Here is a 14,094-nt window from a genome sequence, read left to right on the forward strand (position 1 = left end):
GCGATCTTTTGATCTTCTAAAACAAATCCCCAGTCCTGCCCACCGCCGACCAGCTACCACCCTCCAGCACCAGCAACCGCTCTTTTGCCTCAAGCCCACCCGCAAACCCGGTCAACTTCCCCGACGCGCCGATCACCCGATGACACGGCGCCACAATCGAAATAGGGTTGCGCCCGTTCGCCGCGCCCACCGCACGCACCGCCGTCGGGTTGCCGATCTGCTCGGCGATCTGGCTGTAAGTGCGAGTCTCGCCAAAGGGGATGGTCAGCAGCGCCGCCCAGACCTTCTTCTGAAAATCGGTGCCGACAAAATCCAGTTCCAGGTCGAAGCGATCACGCTTGCCGGCAAAATATTCCTCAAGCTGCTGCGCGGTTCGCTGCAGCAGCGGATTGTCCGGCGCTTCGCTCATCGGACCGAGGCGCACCCGGCCCGGTTTGTCGTTTTCCCAGAGGATGGCCGCCAGTCGTGAGCCGTTCGCAACCAGCTTCAATTCGCCGACCGGTGAGGGCAGGGTGATGAACGTGTACGACATGGGCAGAACTCCGGATCGGTACGGCGAGAGCGCCCAGCATACTGCCTGAGCGGGGAGGCGCAAATCGCAATAGCGACCATACTGCTTGGTGCTTTTGCTGCGTTCCCCTCTGTTCTGCACTGAACCCGAAAACAAAAAAGAGATCGACTCATGAAGTACGAACCTTTGGCCAAAACGCTGATTGCGACGTCACTGGCACTGAGCTGCCTCATGGCCCACGCCGCTTCCGTGGCCCCGGTCGCCGCCGAAAACGGCATGGTGGTCACCGCTCAACACCTGGCCTCGCATGTCGGTGTCGATGTGTTGAAAAACGGCGGTAACGCGGTGGATGCGGCGGTCGCTGTGGGCTATGCGTTGGCGGTTGTGTATCCCGCAGCGGGCAACCTCGGCGGTGGCGGTTTCATGACCATTCAACTGGCGGACGGGCGCAAGACCTTCCTCGACTTCCGTGAAAAAGCTCCGCTGGCGGCGACCGCCAACATGTACCTGGACAAGGACGGCAACGTCGTCCCGGATCTGAGCACCCGTGGTCACCTCGCCGTGGCGGTGCCGGGCACCGTGTCGGGCATGGAGCTGGCGCTGAGCAAGTACGGCACCAAACCGCGCAAGGACATGATCGCCCCGGCGATCAAACTGGCTGAAGACGGCTTCGAGCTGGAGCAGGGCGACGTCGATTTGCTGGACTACGCCACCGATGTGTTCAAGAAGGACATGCGTGATTCCGGCTCGATCTTCCTGCACAACGGCGAGCCGATGCAGGTCGGGCAGAAACTGGTGCAGAAGGATCTGGCGAAAACCCTGCGCACCATTTCCGAAAAAGGCGCTGACGGTTTCTATAAAGGCTGGGTGGCCGACGCCATCGTCACATCCAGTCAGGCCAACAAGGGCATCATCACCCAGGCCGACCTCGACAAATACAAGACCCGCGAACTGGCCCCGGTGGAGTGCGATTACCGTGGCTACCATGTGGTCTCGGCACCACCGCCAAGCTCCGGCGGGGTGGTGATCTGCGAGATCATGAACATCCTCGAAGGCTATCCGATGAAGGATCTGGGCTTCCATTCGGCCCAGGGCATGCACTATCAGATCGAAGCGATGCGCCACGCCTACGTGGATCGCAACAGCTATCTGGGCGACCCGGATTTTGTGAAGAACCCGATCGAGCACCTGCTGGACAAGAACTACGCCACCACGCTGCGCAACGCGATCCAGCCGCAGAAGGCCGGGATCTCCGCCGAGCTGAAACCCGGCGTCGCCCCGCATGAAGGCAACAACACCACGCACTATTCGATCGTCGACAAGTGGGGCAACGCAGTGTCGGTGACTTACACCCTCAACGACTGGTTCGGCGCCGGGGTGATGGCGAGCAAGACCGGGGTGATCCTCAACGACGAGATGGACGACTTCACCTCCAAGGTCGGCGTGCCGAACATGTACGGTCTGGTGCAGGGCGAGGCCAACGCCATCGCTCCGGGCAAAACCCCGCTGTCGTCGATGAGCCCGACCATCGTCACCAAGGACGGCAAAGTGGTGATGGTGGTTGGTACGCCGGGTGGCAGCCGCATCATCACCGCGACCTTGCTGACCATGCTCAACGTCATCGACTACGGCATGGGCCTGCAGGAAGCGGTCGACGCGCCGCGTTTCCACCAGCAATGGATGCCGGAAGAAACCAACCTCGAAGACTTCGCCGCCAGCCCGGATACGAAGAAGATCCTCGAGAGCTGGGGCCACAAGTTCGCCGGGCCGCAGGATGCCAACCACATCGCCGCGATCCTGGTCGGCGCGCCGTCACTGGGCGGTAAACCCGTGGGCAAAAACCGTTTCTACGGGGCCAACGATCCACGGCGTAATACCGGGTTGTCATTGGGTTATTGAGCGGCGTAAAAAGGGCGGCGGGGCTTGGCTCCGTCCCCTGTCTCAAGGATCGATCAAGGAAGGCCCATCATGTCTAGCGCATTGCTGATCATCGACGTCCAACAGGCTCTCTGCTCAGGCGAGTATCAGTGCTTCGACATCCACCGCGTCATCGACACCATCAACCAGCTCAGCACGCGTGCGCGTGAGGCGGGCGTGCGGGTGGTGCTGATTCAGCATGAGGAAAGGGACAGCCCGTTGGCCCGTGGGGCCGAAGGCTGGCAACTCGCCGCCGGATTGCTGACGACCGCCGAAGACCTGCGCGTAGGTAAAACCACCCCGGATTCGTTCTATCAGACCGAGCTGGGCAAACTGCTGCCCAGCGAAGACTTCGAACGCCTGATCATTTGCGGCCTGCAGACCGACTACTGCGTCAACGCCACCGTACGCAGGGCGCACGAACTGGGCTACGACGTGGTGCTCGTCGCGGACGCTCACTCCACCGTCGACAACGGCACCATGAGCGCCGAAGACATCATCGCCGAACACAACAAGGACCTGGCGCACCTGACCGGCGCGACGGCCCGGGTCGACGTCAAACCCGCAGCCGAGATCACTTTCTAAAACCAGCGCATACCCCTGTGGGAGCGAGCTTGCTCGCGAAAGCGGTGGGCCTGTGACGCATGTGTTGGCTGACCCGACGCCTTCGCGAGCAAGCCCGCTCCCACAATGATTGAAGGTGTTCACCAATTCCCACGCCCAGCACAACCCCCCCTGTGGGAGCGGGCTTGCTCGCGAAAGCGGTGGGCCTGTGACGCATGCGTTGGCTGACCCGACGCCTTCGCGAGCAAGCCCGCTCCCACAATGATTGAGGGTGTTTACAGATTCCCACGTCCGGCACAAATCCCCTGTGGGAGCGGGCTTGCTCGCGAAAGCGGTGGGCCTGTGACGCATGTGTGGGCTGACCCGACGCCTTCGCGAGCAAGCCCGCTCCCACAATGATTGATGGTGTTCACCAATTCCCATGTCCAGCACAAATCCCCTGTGGGAGCGGGCTTGCTCGCGAAAGCGGTGAGTCTGTGACGCATGTGTTGGCTGACCCGACGCCTTCGCGAGCAAGCCCGCTCCCACAATGATTGATGGTGTTCACAGATTCCCTTGCCCAGCACAAACCCCCTGTGGGAGCGGGCTTGCTCGCGAAAGCGGTGAGCCTGTGAAGCATGTGTTGGCTGATCCGACGCCTTCGCGAGCAAGCCTGCTCCCACAATGATTGAGGGTGTTCACGAATTCCCATGTCCAGCACAAATCCCCTGTGGGAGCGGGCTTGCTCGCGAAAGCGGTGGGCCTGCGACGGATGTGTGGGCTGACCCGACGCCTTCGCGAGCAAGCCCGCTTCCACAATGATTGAGGGTGTTCACAGATTCCCTTGCCCAGCACAAATCCCCTGTGGGAGCGGGCTTGCTCGCGAAAGCGGTGTGCCTGTGACGCATGCGTTGGCTGACCCGACGCCTTCGCGAGCAAGCCCGCTCCCACAATGATTGATGGTGTTCACAGATTCCCATGTCCAGCACAAATCCCCTGTGGGAGCGAGCTTGCTCGCGCTGGGCTGCGTAGCGGCCCTCATTCCTCAAGTCGCAAACAAAACCCCACGAATCTCCCCAACCCGCGGGGCCACGACGCCCTCCAGCACCAAGCGCGTAATGGTCTCGGCTGCCGTCGCGTAATCCTCATCCTGCGGCACTGCGCGCCCGGTGATGCAGCCCATTTGCCAGCCAATATTGGTGTAGGTGCGGGTTGCCGACCAGATGAACAGCATCAGGTGTTCCGGGTCCACCGGGGCCAGCAGGCCGCGCTCGATCCAGCTGCGCAGGCACTCGACGTTGCGCCGGGCTTCGGCGTGCAGCAGGTCGCGGCATTCGTCTGGCAACTGGCGCCCGCCGAGCAGCAGCTCGCCGCTGAATACCCTGGCAATCGCCGGGTGTTCGCGGGCGATGCGGATACGCGCGGCGATGTAGGCGCGCAGGCCGATCAGCGGGTCATCGCTTTCGCGCAACGCTGCCGAGGCTTCCAGCAGCGGTTCGACAAATCCCAGGAGGACTTTCGAGTACAGGTTTTCCTTGGTCTGGAAGTAGTAATACAGGTTGGCCTTGGGCACGCCGGCGCGGGCGGCGATGTCGCGGGTCTGGGTCGCGTCAAAGCCGTTGGCGGCAAATTCTTCGCTGGCGGCGGCGAGGATCAGTTGCTCGTTGCGTACGCGGATGGCGCTCATGGGAACACGGTGTGAATAGAAGGCATGGGCAGATACGGGCAATTTCGGTTTCGCAATATACAAAACTATATAGCGGCGAAGCCAGCTAACTGTTCCACTTGCAACAGGGCTGAGCGGATATTTTTGTGTAAATTTCCTGATTCAGTCTTTCCTCAAGCGAGCGCTCTCTCTAGAATCCGCCCCGCCTCCGCAATGGAGGCTCATTGCTATCATTTGGCTCGGTTCACATAGGGAAGACAACATGCAATTCGGGAAAATCCTGGCGCTGGGCCTGGTGCTTGCGCTCGGTGGTTGTGCCAGTTTCACCAAAGACGAAGTGGCGCCGGTCAAACTGCCATCGATGGCCAGCTACGCCAACAAACCCAATGTTTATGTGGACTTCGACTTCTATCAGGGCGAGCCGAAAAGCGCTTCGGCCGTAGAAGTGCCGCAGGCGCGTGACCAGCTCAAGCCTGAGCTGCAAAAGATTCTGAGCGATTCAGGCCTGTTCGGCCGTGTCACCCTGGACGAGTTCCAGAAGCAACCGGACGACTACAGCCTGCGTCTGAAAATGTACAACCATCCGCCGAATGCCGGTTCGATGGTGCTGGGCTTCATCAGTGGTTTCAGCCTGGGGGTGATCCCGGCATACGGCACCGATCAGTACACCATGAGCCTCGAAGCCGTCGACGGCACAGGCCAGGCCCTGACCACCGCGAGCAACCATGATGCGGTCGGTACCTGGATCGGCATCTGGTTCATTCCGCTGATGGGCAACACTCCGAAGGCGGCGGTCAACGACACATTCGCCCGTCAGGTCAACGCGCTGCTCAAGCAGATGATCGACAACAACAACCTGAAATACTCGGCGCTCGAGACCCGCACTCCGCGGGCCTGATGCCAAAAAAAGAGAGCCGCAATCGCGGCTCTTTTTTTCGCCCTTACTTCAGGGCCTGGATGAACTGCGGATCGCTGTACAGTTCCTTCAACAGATCACGCAGCATCGGGTTATAGGCGTTGACCGCATTCGGAATCGCGATGAAACCAAAGAAGCTGCTGCTCCACTGGCTGCTGACATGCTTGGTCGCGTCGTAAACCACGTTCTGCCCATTAAGCAGGGTGAAGCGTGCCGCGAGTTCGCCATCGCCCGTACCCATGCCGGCCGACAGGTTGTTCTTCACCACCAGCACTTTCAACTGACGCTGAGCCTGCGGATCAAGCAGACCGGCCTTGCGCAGTTCTTCGGTGATCGCGTCCTGGATATGCGCCGGGATGCTGCCGGATGGCGAGCGCACCGGGTTGGCTCGAACTGTCAGCGAACCTTCGCCAGACTCGGCAGTTACCTGAGGATTGCTGATCGCTTGCAGGGGCGGGGTCTGCTTGAGCTTCTGAACGTTTTCGAAGCTCGGCTCATAGCGGGTCATGGTCATGCCACAACCTTGCAGCAGCACTGCCAGCATCGGGATCAACAACAGAGACTTTTTCACGGCGTTTCCTTGCGTGAGGAATAAGGGGGGCGAATTATGGGCAGAGTGCCATCATTGGGCAACCGACTTCACCGTGAAGTGCTCAGAGCTTCAACAGATTCTCGATCTGCGCCAGCTCCCAAGTACTGAGCAGATTCACCGGGTCGGTGCCGTAACGGCTATTGAAATGCCATTCGCGGCCATCCGGGCAGCGGCACTGTTCACAGTGATGCAAGTGCCCACCTTCAAAATCAAGCAACAGGCGCCAGCCCTCGATATCGACCGCGATCAGTCCGGCATCACTGGGTGTCTTGGATCTGTTGAACATCAGCACGCCCAGCGCAGCCTCGCGCAAGCGCTGGCAAACGTCGCGGGCGGTCAGCAATGCAGTCATGGTCGTACTCGATGGGGGGCAGAAGCGCGTCAGGATAAATCGCGCGTCGACGGGTGTCAGCGATCACTGGCCCGATTCCGAACTATTCCGTAACATCCGCTCCCCGCTTTTTTACGAACATCCGCGGCCACCCTCGTTGGCCGCTCAGTCAGGTAAGCCATGAAACCGAAACGTCTGCGCGCCGATGTCCTGGCCGGACTCACCACCTCATTTGCCCTGTTGCCCGAATGCATTGCGTTCGCGCTGGTGGCGCATCTCAATCCGCTGATGGGCCTGTACGGCGCCTTCATCATTTGTACGCTGACCGCGTTGTTCGGCGGCCGGCCGGGAATGGTCTCCGGGGCGGCGGGTTCGATGGCGGTGGTGATCGTCGCGCTGGTGGTGCAGCACGGCGTGCAGTACTTGCTGGCGACGGTGTTGCTCGGCGGTTTGATCATGATGGCGTTCGGCTTGTTGCGCCTGGGCAAACTGGTGCGCATGGTGCCTCATCCGGTGATGCTCGGTTTCGTCAACGGCCTGGCGATCATCATTGCACTGGCGCAACTGGAGCATTTCAAGAGCGGTGATCATTGGCTCAGCGGCACGCCACTGTACCTGATGACCGGGCTGGTGCTGCTGACCATGGCCATCGTCTACATCCTGCCGCGCCTGACCCGCGCGGTGCCGCCAGCATTGGTGGCGATCCTCGGCGTGGGCCTGTTGGTCTACCTGTTCGGTCTGCCGACGCGCACCCTTGGCGACATGGCGCACATCGCCGGCGGTCTGCCGAGCTTCGCGCTGCCGGACATCCCGTGGACGCTGGAAACCCTGCGCATCATCGCCCCGTACGCGATTCTGATGGCGCTGGTCGGTCTGCTGGAAACCCTGCTGACCCTGAACCTCACCGACGAAATCACCGAAACCCGCGGCTACCCGGATCGCGAGTGCGTGGCGCTGGGCGCGGCGAACGTGGTCTCCGGCGCATTCGGTGGCATGGGCGGTTGCGCGATGATCGGCCAGACCGTGATCAACCTCAGCTCCGGCGGCCGCGGGCGTTTGTCCGGGGTGGTGGCGGGGGTGCTGATTCTGCTGTTCATCCTGTTTCTGTCGCCGCTGATTGAGCGTATTCCGCTGGCGGCATTGGTGGGCGTGATGTTCGTGGTCTCGCAGCAGACCTTCGCCTGGGCCTCGTTGCGGGTGTTGAACAAAGTGCCGCTCAACGATGTACTGGTGATCATCGCCGTGACCACTATCACCGTGTTCACCGACCTGGCCACGGCCGTGCTCTGCGGGATTATCATTGCCGCGCTGAACTTTGCCTGGCAGCAGGCCCGCGAGTTGTACGCCGATGAGCATCTGGAAGCCGACGGCAGCAAACTCTACCGCCTGCACGGCACGCTGTTTTTCGCCTCGACCACGCCGTTCCTCAACCAGTTCGACCCGGCCAATGACCCGGCCCGTGTGACTCTCGATTGCCGGCATTTGAGCTTCGTCGATTACTCGGCGATTGCCGCGTTGAAGACCCTGCGCGAGCGTTACGAAAAGGCGGGCAAGGAGCTGCAGGTGTTTCATCTCTCCGAGCGCTGCAAGAAGCTGTTGAAACGCGCCGGCGTCGAACACCACTGATTGCAGTTGTGGGAGCGGGCTTGCTCGCGAAGGCGGTATGTCGGTGAAACGGTATCGACTGCCACTACGCCTTCGAGCAAGCCCGCTCCCACAGAGGCGATGCCAAAGATCACTATCGGGAGAACTTCTTCGCCCCGGCCACACAAAGAATCACGCCCACCGTCACCACCAGCATGCCGATGCTGACTTGCTCATGCAGCACCGTCGCTGCCAGCGCCAGGCCGAAAAACGGTTGCAGCAACTGCAGTTGACCAACCGCGGCAATCCCGCCTTGGGCCAGACCGCGATACCAGAACACGAACGCGATCAGCATGCTGAACAGCGAAACGTAGCCCAGACAGACCCATGCCGACACGCTGATGCCGCTGAAGGATGGTGGGGCCAGCCACAGGCTCGCAATTGCCATCGGGGGCAGCGACAAGACCAGCGCCCAACAGATCACCTGCCAGCCACCCAGGGTGCGCGACAGTTTTGCGCCTTCGGCATAACCCAGACCACAGACCAGAATCGAGGCGAGCATCAGCAGGTCACCGGTGGGCGAGGCGGACAATCCCTGTGACAAGGCGAACCCCACCACCAGAGCACTGCCGAGGATCGAGAAGAACCAGAATACCGGGCGCGGGCGCTCGCCACCGCGCAAGACGCCAAACAGCGCAGTGGCCAATGGCAGCAAGCCGACAAAGACGATCGAATGCGCCGATGTCACGTGCTGCAATGCTAACGCCGTCAGCAGCGGGAAGCCGAGCACGACGCCCAATGCCACGATCAACAACGAAAACCACTGATCCCTGGACGGTCGCCGCTCACGGAACAACCACAACAGGGCAACGGCCAGCACGCCGGCAATGGCGGCGCGCGCGACGGTGAGAAACACCGGGTCAAACTCCAGCACTGCCAGACGCGTAGCCGGCAGCGAGCCGCTGAAGCACACCACGCCAATAAAGCCATTGATCCAGCCGCTGGTTTTTTCCAGTGCCGGGTTGCTCACGTTTGAAGTCCTTTCCATACGATTCACACTCATTGTGGGTTGCTTTGAGAGAATCCTATGATCGAGAATCAGGACAATCAAAAAATTGTCATGGATACATCCCGACATGTCCCGCTCTCGTTACAAGACCCTCGTCGACACTTACGCCGCCGACATTCGCACCGGACGTCTGGCGCCCGGCACCCGCCTGCCGACGCACCGGCAACTGGCCACGCAGGAAGGGCTGGCACTGGTCACGGCCTCGCGGGTGTACGCCGAACTCGAAGCCATGGGGCTGGTCAGCGGCGAAACCGGGCGCGGCACCTTCGTGCGCGAAACCTCGTTGTCGCCGGGGCAGGGCATCGACCAGAAAGACGTGGCCGTCGGCATGATCGACCTCAATTTCAACTACCCGTCCTTGCCCGGTCAGACGCAACTGTTGCGCACCGCACTGCGCCAGTTGGCGTTGTCGGGAGATCTGGAAGCGTTGTTGCGCTATCAGCCCCATGCCGGCCGGGCCCACGAACGGGCTTCGGTCGCGCGCCATTTGCTCAGTCGCGGTGTCAGCGTCGACGCCGAGCAAGTGCTGCTGGTCAACGGCGCCCAGCAGGGGCTGGCGGTGACGCTGATGGCGTTGCTCAAGCCCGGCGATGTGATCGCCGCCGATGCGCTGACCTATTCCGGGTTCAAAGTGCTGGCCGAGGCGTTGCATCTGGAAGTGGTGGCGATCCCGGTCAACGAGCAGGGGCCGGATCTGGCCGCGCTGGAAAAACTCTGCCGCAGTCGCTCGGTACGCGCGGTGTACAGCATGCCGACCCTGCACAACCCGCTCGGTTGGGTGATGTCTATCGAGCAGCGCGAAGAGTTGGCTGCCATCGCGCGGCGGCATGATCTGACCCTTATCGAAGACGCGGCCTACGCTTTTCTGGTGGAAGACCCGCCGCGACCTCTGATCGACCTGGCGCCTGAGCGCACGGTGTACGTCTCGGGCCTTTCGAAGAACATCGCCACCGGCCTGCGCGTCGGTTTCATTGCTGCGCCTGCGGCCCATGTTCCTGCGTTGGAGCGGGTGATCCGCGCAACCACCTGGAACACCCCGGGACTGATGACCGCGATTGTCTGTGGCTGGCTCGACGACGGCACCGTGATCGAGCTGGAAGCGCAAAAACGCCACGATGCTCAGGCGCGCCAGGCGCTAGCTGCCGAGTTGCTCAAAGGGTTGCCGTGCGTCGCCCATCCAAACTCGTATTTCCTGTGGCTGCCCTTGCCGGAAGACGTGCGTGCCGATCAGATTGTGGTGGAGCTGATGCAGAAGCAGATTTCGGTCACCACCGCCGAGCCGTTCGCCGTATCGGCGCATGTGCCGCATGCGATTCGACTGGCCCTGGGTTCGGTGGAAATGGATGTGTTGCGGCAGGCCTTGACCACCGTCAGGAAGGTCATTGCCGCTTACCTGTAAAACGAGGCCCGGGGGACAGATGTTACCCTTGCGCAGCCAGATTCAAGCCGTTCCGGAACCTTCGATGAAAAACACCGTTGCACTCTTGCTTGCCTTGACCGCCACCGCCGTACTGTTCAGCTCGACCACCCGCGCCGCAGGCGATCCGCAAGCCGGCGAAAAGATCTTCCCGCGCCTGTGCGGCGGCTGCCACCAGGTTGGCCCGGATGCGCGCCCGGGGTTCGGCCCGCAACTCAACGGCATCATCGGTCGAGCGGCCGGCACCTCGGCCAATTACGTGTATTCCGAGGCGATGAAAAACTCGGGTAAGACCTGGGACCGCGAAACGCTGACGGCGTATCTGAAAGATCCAAAGGGCGTGGTGCCGGGCACACGAATGATTTTCTGGGGGCTGAGTGACGAGGAGAAGATCGATAATTTGCTGGCGTATCTGCAGCAGTTCTCCAATTAAAGATTTTGCTCGGCCGGCCCGGCAAACCAGGCCAACGGCATTTGCGAAGTCAAAGAGGGCTGATCAAGCCACCTGATTACGGCCCGCCGCTTTCGCCTGATACAGCTGCTGGTCGGCACGTTTGATCAGCATCGTGTGGCTGTTGTCCGCCGGGTCGGCCAGCGCGACGCCAATGCTCACCGTGACCTGTCCGATCTCGGGAAAGTGCGCCTGGGCCACGGCGACACGGATCTTTTCGGCGACCACCTCTGGAGTATCAGGCTGGGCGACTTCCGGCAGCAGTACGGCGAATTCCTCGCCGCCGTAACGGGCGACGAAATCGGTGGCGCGCACGCTGACCTGAATGAGCTGCGCCAATTGCTGCAACACGTCGTCGCCAATCGCGTGGCCGTAGGTGTCGTTGATACGCTTGAAGTGATCGGCGTCGATCAGCAGCAGGGCAAACGGTCGCCCGGTGCGGCGGAACAGCAGACTGTATTCGCTGAGTTTTTCATCGAAGCGGCGACGGTTGTAGACGCCGGTCAGGGCGTCGTGGGTCGCCAGGTTCAACAGGTCGGCATTGGCCTGCATCAGTGCCGCGGTGCGCTGGGCGACGGTGGCTTCCAGCGAGGCGTTGGCTTCCTGCAGTTCGCGCTCCTTGGCCAGCAGCGACCGGGTCATGGCGTCGATCGACTGCCCAAGCTGGGCGATTTCCCGCACCGGGTGCTGCAGCGGGAAGTGTGCGCCGGGCTGCTGGTTCTGCACCTGTTTGGCCGAGTGCGCGAGTTGCTCGATCGGCCGGCTCAGATACTGCGCCAGATAGTACGCCACCAGCCCGAATGCCACGGCGGCGGCCACACCCAGCAGCAACAATTTATAGAGCAGCAGGCGCGCCGGCTCCAGAGCGGTGTCCAGTGGCTGGCGCACGGCAATCGACCAGGACAACGCCGTACTCGAAGGCGTCGGTACGGTGACCATGCTGGTCAGGTAACCGTTGCCGACCGACCAGCCCGGCGACTTCGAATCATTCACCGCCAGTTGCTGGCCCATCAGGGCTTCCGGGTACAGCACCTTGCCGTCGTGATCGATGATCAGCGCTTCGATATCCGGCGACGCATTTTTATGCGAGAACGCTGCCGATTCGACGATACGCGTCACCCAGCTCCAGTGCGCGTGCGCGCCCAGCACGCCAATCACCTGGCCGTCGGCGTTGCGGATCGGGGCGGCGAAGTCGATGAAACGCAGCGGTTCGCCGTTGGGCGTTCCCGGTAGCAGTTTGGCCAGCAACACCGCTTCGTGCGGATCACCGGTGTACTCACCGCGCAGGCCTGCCTGGAACCATGGCCGCTGCTGTACCGATTGCCCGACCAGCAAATTATTCACCGCTTGATGCACATGGCCCTCGGCATCGGTCACGCCCATCCACGCATACTCGGCCCGGGCCTGGGTGCGCAGTTGCATCGATTTGAGAATCGCCGGGTTGTCGAGGTCGCCGCGTTCCAGATGCGGCGCACGGCTGAGCAGGTAGACCTCCAGCTGGCGCTCGCGTAATTGGTCACCGAGCAACGTTGCCGCAGAACGCGCGGTATTGAGCAGTGAATTGCCGCTGACCTGTTTCATCTGTTCGGTGGCGATATGCCCGACATAGAAGCCGACGCTTGCCAGGGTCAGCAGGGACAAACCGGCGAACCAGAGGGTCAGGTGACTTCGCAGACTGGCTTTGAGCATGGGCAGGCAAATTCTGTTTGGACGTTGTGGCCGCATGGTATGCGCATTAAGCGTCGGGCTGCCAGTCGGTCGCTTCGGATAAGCACCGTCGGAAGTTTCGCCAATGCCCTACAAGGCAAGATCCTTTCTGACGCGGGTTGTTGAAAAGAACCACTCCGGCAAACGACGAAATGCAAAAGCCCGGCTGATCAGGCCGGGCTTCTTTGACTGCTTTAGAGCCGTTGTTTTATGCATTGCGGCTTTCGATCAGACGATCCGAACCACCTTCAGCGACGCGGCGTTCCTGCAGACGATCCGAGCCACCTTCAGCGACACGGCGTTCCTGCAGACGATCCGAACCACCTTCAGCGACACGGCGTTCTTGCAGACGATCCGAGCCACCTTCAGCGACGCGGCGTTCTTGCAGACGATCCGAACCACCTTCAGCGACGCGGCGCTCCAGCAGACGATCCGAGCCACCTTCAGCGACACGGCGCTCCAGCAGACGATCCGAGCCACCTTCGGCAACACGGCGTTCCAGCAAACGATCAGAACCACCTTCAGCCAGACGGCTTTCAATCAACTTGTCCGAGCCGCCTTCAGCGACCAAGGTGTGAACGGGTGTTGCTGCAAAAGCGTTGACTGCAAGAACCGAGAAAGCGATGCCGAGGATGGTTTGGCGTTTCATGATCGTGTGCTCCGGGGTGTATTGGGTTGGTATGGAGCTGATGTTACGCCGCGGATTTTTTATGAGAACTTCATTGACGTGATGGTGACTATCGACGCCAGCGATGTGTGCCGCAACTGCTGATCTAGAGCTTCTGTGCCCGAATGCACAGCTCTCCGGTGGCGCGGATCAGAGCCAGATCATGCAGTGCATCGTGGGTCAGACCCTGCCGGGCCTTGGCCAGCCAGACCGGGCAATTCGGGTCGTGGCGATGCGGCGCGAAATCGGCGTACTGGCGCAGCAGGCGGGTTTGCAACTCGTCCAGGCGCGGACGAATCTGCTTCGCCAGATCCGGTCGCGGGGTGTCCGGCGCCGCACCAGCCGCCTGCCATTGCGCGAGCAATCCGTACTGCACCAGTTTGTTCGCCTCCATTTGCGCGGCGATCAACTGGGCGACGTCTTCGGGGTCGAGCTGGTGTTCGGTCGCCAGGGTGCGGGCATTGGCGATGACCTGGGCTTCGCGCGGGCTGTCCTGAATCGGCTTGCCGCTGTCCCATTTGGTCAGGGCGACGAGGTCGCCGATGTTCAGGCGTTCGTTCAAGGTTGTCAGCAACGGACGCAACGATTCGGAGGAAACAGGGGGCTCGGCGGCGCCGGCAGCGTGGCTGAACAGAACCAGCAGGGAACAGGTCAGAGCATTTCGCAACGGAGTCATGGGCAGGCGCGTTCCACAAAAAATAGTGCCGACATTTAAGCCTTGAG

At 61.4% G+C, this 14,094-nt stretch carries 14 protein-coding genes; 6 read left to right on the forward strand and 8 right to left on the reverse strand.

Annotation, left to right across the window (positions count from 1 at the left end; genetic code table 11):
- Positions 1 to 16: 16 nt before the first annotated feature.
- Positions 17 to 532 (reverse strand): methylated-DNA--[protein]-cysteine S-methyltransferase, encoded by a 516-nt coding sequence (locus CRO59_RS13965; RefSeq protein WP_097088078.1) that lies wholly within the window; start codon positions 530 to 532, stop codon positions 17 to 19.
- A gap of 150 nt (positions 533 to 682) precedes the next feature.
- On the opposite strand from CRO59_RS13965, the gene ggt reads away from it, so the two are divergent.
- Together ggt and CRO59_RS13975 are read left to right on the forward strand one after the other, a co-directional pair.
- Entirely contained in the window at positions 683 to 2,410 is a 1,728-nt protein-coding gene (gene ggt, locus CRO59_RS13970) for a gamma-glutamyltransferase (protein WP_097088076.1), read from the forward strand.
- 69 nt (positions 2,411 to 2,479) lie between these two features.
- Positions 2,480 to 3,013, forward strand: coding sequence for a cysteine hydrolase family protein (locus CRO59_RS13975; RefSeq protein WP_097088075.1), 534 nt, complete (start codon positions 2,480 to 2,482; stop codon positions 3,011 to 3,013).
- Positions 3,014 to 4,016: 1,003 nt separating this feature from the next.
- Here CRO59_RS13975 and CRO59_RS13980 read toward each other — a convergent pair.
- Positions 4,017 to 4,658, reverse strand: a complete 642-nt coding sequence (locus tag CRO59_RS13980; RefSeq protein WP_097088073.1) for a TetR/AcrR family transcriptional regulator — start codon at positions 4,656 to 4,658, stop codon at positions 4,017 to 4,019.
- 241 nt (positions 4,659 to 4,899) lie between these two features.
- Here CRO59_RS13980 and CRO59_RS13985 point away from each other — a divergent pair, with 241 nt between their 5' ends.
- Positions 4,900 to 5,535 carry a hypothetical protein gene (locus CRO59_RS13985; protein ID WP_097088071.1) on the forward strand — a complete coding sequence of 212 codons (636 nt, stop codon included), beginning with the start codon at positions 4,900 to 4,902 and terminating at the stop codon, positions 5,533 to 5,535.
- A 43-nt stretch (positions 5,536 to 5,578) separates the two neighbouring features.
- On the opposite strand, the gene CRO59_RS13990 is transcribed toward CRO59_RS13985, so the two are convergent.
- Together CRO59_RS13990 and CRO59_RS13995 are read right to left on the reverse strand one after the other, a co-directional pair.
- Positions 5,579 to 6,124 (reverse strand): hypothetical protein, encoded by a 546-nt coding sequence (locus CRO59_RS13990; protein ID WP_047601640.1) that lies wholly within the window; start codon positions 6,122 to 6,124, stop codon positions 5,579 to 5,581.
- An 82-nt stretch (positions 6,125 to 6,206) separates the two neighbouring features.
- Positions 6,207 to 6,497, reverse strand: coding sequence for a hypothetical protein (locus tag CRO59_RS13995; protein ID WP_097088070.1), 291 nt, complete (start codon positions 6,495 to 6,497; stop codon positions 6,207 to 6,209).
- Positions 6,498 to 6,656: 159 nt separating this feature from the next.
- Between CRO59_RS13995 and CRO59_RS14000 the strand changes: the two genes are divergently transcribed.
- Positions 6,657 to 8,102, forward strand: coding sequence for a SulP family inorganic anion transporter (locus tag CRO59_RS14000; RefSeq protein WP_097088068.1), 1,446 nt, complete (start codon positions 6,657 to 6,659; stop codon positions 8,100 to 8,102).
- 112 nt (positions 8,103 to 8,214) lie between these two features.
- Here the strand turns inward: CRO59_RS14000 and CRO59_RS14005 are convergent, their stop codons facing one another.
- Entirely contained in the window at positions 8,215 to 9,108 is an 894-nt protein-coding gene (locus CRO59_RS14005; RefSeq protein WP_097088066.1) for a DMT family transporter, read from the reverse strand.
- An 88-nt stretch (positions 9,109 to 9,196) separates the two neighbouring features.
- On the opposite strand from CRO59_RS14005, the gene CRO59_RS14010 reads away from it, so the two are divergent.
- Together CRO59_RS14010 and CRO59_RS14015 are read left to right on the forward strand one after the other, a co-directional pair.
- Complete coding sequence (locus tag CRO59_RS14010; RefSeq protein WP_097088064.1) at positions 9,197 to 10,528, forward strand: PLP-dependent aminotransferase family protein; 1,332 nt, start codon at positions 9,197 to 9,199, stop codon at positions 10,526 to 10,528.
- A gap of 64 nt (positions 10,529 to 10,592) precedes the next feature.
- Complete coding sequence (locus CRO59_RS14015; protein ID WP_027614707.1) at positions 10,593 to 10,979, forward strand: cytochrome c family protein; 387 nt, start codon at positions 10,593 to 10,595, stop codon at positions 10,977 to 10,979.
- 63 nt (positions 10,980 to 11,042) lie between these two features.
- Here the strand turns inward: CRO59_RS14015 and CRO59_RS14020 are convergent, their stop codons facing one another.
- The 3 genes from CRO59_RS14020 to CRO59_RS14030 form a co-directional block, all read right to left on the reverse strand.
- Positions 11,043 to 12,686 carry a sensor domain-containing diguanylate cyclase gene (locus CRO59_RS14020; protein WP_097088063.1) on the reverse strand — a complete coding sequence of 548 codons (1,644 nt, stop codon included), beginning with the start codon at positions 12,684 to 12,686 and terminating at the stop codon, positions 11,043 to 11,045.
- 226 nt (positions 12,687 to 12,912) lie between these two features.
- Positions 12,913 to 13,353: a phage infection protein gene (locus tag CRO59_RS14025; RefSeq protein WP_097088061.1), complete on the reverse strand. Its 441-nt coding sequence runs from the start codon at positions 13,351 to 13,353 to the stop codon at positions 12,913 to 12,915.
- A gap of 124 nt (positions 13,354 to 13,477) precedes the next feature.
- On the reverse strand, positions 13,478 to 14,047 hold the full coding sequence (locus tag CRO59_RS14030; RefSeq protein ID WP_097088060.1) for a chorismate mutase: 570 nt from the start codon (positions 14,045 to 14,047) through the stop codon (positions 13,478 to 13,480).
- Positions 14,048 to 14,094: the final 47 nt, after the last annotated feature.

The organism is Pseudomonas sp. LAMO17WK12:I5 (assembly GCF_900215165.1).
In the GTDB taxonomy this organism is placed as follows: Bacteria; Pseudomonadota; Gammaproteobacteria; order Pseudomonadales; family Pseudomonadaceae; genus Aquipseudomonas; species Aquipseudomonas putida_A.

Coding starts and splice junctions, on each gene's coding strand:
- CRO59_RS13965 (WP_097088078.1), bottom strand. CDS start 532: ATGTCGTACACGTTCATCACCCTGCCCTCACCGGTCGGCGAATTGAAG.
- ggt (WP_097088076.1), top strand. CDS start 683: ATGAAGTACGAACCTTTGGCCAAAACGCTGATTGCGACGTCACTGGCA.
- CRO59_RS13975 (WP_097088075.1), top strand. CDS start 2,480: ATGTCTAGCGCATTGCTGATCATCGACGTCCAACAGGCTCTCTGCTCA.
- CRO59_RS13980 (WP_097088073.1), bottom strand. CDS start 4,658: ATGAGCGCCATCCGCGTACGCAACGAGCAACTGATCCTCGCCGCCGCC.
- CRO59_RS13985 (WP_097088071.1), top strand. CDS start 4,900: ATGCAATTCGGGAAAATCCTGGCGCTGGGCCTGGTGCTTGCGCTCGGT.
- CRO59_RS13995 (WP_097088070.1), bottom strand. CDS start 6,497: ATGACTGCATTGCTGACCGCCCGCGACGTTTGCCAGCGCTTGCGCGAG.
- CRO59_RS14000 (WP_097088068.1), top strand. CDS start 6,657: ATGAAACCGAAACGTCTGCGCGCCGATGTCCTGGCCGGACTCACCACC.
- CRO59_RS14005 (WP_097088066.1), bottom strand. CDS start 9,108: ATGGAAAGGACTTCAAACGTGAGCAACCCGGCACTGGAAAAAACCAGC.
- CRO59_RS14010 (WP_097088064.1), top strand. CDS start 9,197: ATGTCCCGCTCTCGTTACAAGACCCTCGTCGACACTTACGCCGCCGAC.
- CRO59_RS14015 (WP_027614707.1), top strand. CDS start 10,593: ATGAAAAACACCGTTGCACTCTTGCTTGCCTTGACCGCCACCGCCGTA.
- CRO59_RS14020 (WP_097088063.1), bottom strand. CDS start 12,686: ATGCTCAAAGCCAGTCTGCGAAGTCACCTGACCCTCTGGTTCGCCGGT.
- CRO59_RS14025 (WP_097088061.1), bottom strand. CDS start 13,353: ATGAAACGCCAAACCATCCTCGGCATCGCTTTCTCGGTTCTTGCAGTC.
- CRO59_RS14030 (WP_097088060.1), bottom strand. CDS start 14,047: ATGACTCCGTTGCGAAATGCTCTGACCTGTTCCCTGCTGGTTCTGTTC.